Source organism: Candidatus Phytoplasma melaleucae (genome assembly GCF_030588185.1).
Lineage (GTDB): Bacteria > Bacillota_I > Bacilli_A > Acholeplasmatales > Acholeplasmataceae > Phytoplasma > Phytoplasma melaleucae.
Map to the genome: position 1 here is coordinate 1 of NZ_JAOSID010000020.1, position 1,352 is coordinate 1,352.

The 1,352-nt window shown below is 38.3% G+C and carries 1 protein-coding gene; it reads right to left on the minus strand.

What is annotated here, in order from left to right:
• Window positions 1-939: 939 nt before the first annotated feature.
• Window positions 940-1,308: a hypothetical protein gene (locus tag OC680_RS02170; RefSeq protein ID WP_304515475.1), complete on the minus strand. Its 369-nt coding sequence runs from the start codon at window positions 1,306-1,308 to the stop codon at window positions 940-942.
• Window positions 1,309-1,352 lie beyond the last annotated feature (44 nt).

Below are 1,352 nucleotides of genomic sequence, written 5' to 3' on the forward strand. Positions count from 1 at the left end.
CAAGAGTGGGCAGATGTGATTGTTGGGAAATTAAATGGACTGTGGAGCAGATATCCGAACTATGGAGAATATAGACACAAGAATTCTTTTATATAATTTTCCTGGGGGTTTTCTGGATTACTTAGTCTCAGTGAAGTAGGCTAACTTCTTCGGACTCAACTTGTGACGGGAGATCAGAATATTTAGATTTAGGTTTTAATTTTCTTGATACAAGTACCAATACTATACACCAGTGATCACCAAATACTTTTAATGGGGGTCCATTTTTGACCTCAATGAGCCGTTTGCGGGCCGGAACCCATCGGTTGAGTGGGGGTGGGGAAGGGGTTTTTTTTAAAAACAATCAATCAATATTAAATATATTGTATTTATTTTAACTATAGTACGAGTAATAATAATAATGGTTACAAAACATTAGATGTATAAAGTAACCTCAATGAGAGAAATGACATTTCTTACTCTGGACTACTTTCCTGAAGTTTGGAGTGAAACCTGTGCAGCTTATTCTCATCAGGTTGTTGAGGTGGCTGTCACTGAGGCGGGATCTGTATTTATTTTTGATGAAGTTCATCCTTGAAAATGCAGATTCACATGTGTACGTTGATCCAAACATTGTACAAAGTTTGAGGGCCAAGTTTTTCAGTTCAGGATATTTTTCACTGCTAACGTACTTGATCCAAAACAACTCACACGAAAGTTCTTTCGGGACTTGCCTAAATTTGTCCTGCAGGGCAATGTCCTCCTGGAAATCTATTATTTCCATTTGCAGGGCTGCTTTATTACAGTTGAAAACCACTGCCGCTTCATTGGTCCACTCTCCATTAGGCTTTAGAGAAAAACAGTTATTCAGGACTTGAACAACATTCCCTATTTTGTCAAAGTCACTAAATCGAGCTTCGAACTCAGATTTGAGGTCATTTAAGAAGTTGACAAACTGTTTTATGTCAATGCCATCGTTGCTGTCACAAACTGACTTAAGGCTGGGAAAGTGCACACATTCGTTTCTGAGAGAAGTTCAAACACAAGAAGCCCTTTCCCTTGCAGTTTTAAGTTTAGAAAATTGAAATGTCTGAAGACATCTGTCAGGAAAGCTATTTTTGGAATAGTGTCTTCTGTATCAAGCAGGAAGCCCAAGTGTTCATTTGCAACTTCTTCATTACACTCTGATAGAAAAACTTTTACGTCCTCTATAACGGCAAAAACCGTTGAAGTACAAACCCTTTGCTCACACAGGCACAGCTCCACTTTTGTTTGGAAGTATAAACAAATAATGATCCGTCCACTCTGGTAAAAACTGCCTATTTTCACTGTCTACTTTCCGTTTTTTACTATCCATCGCAAGCAATTCACAC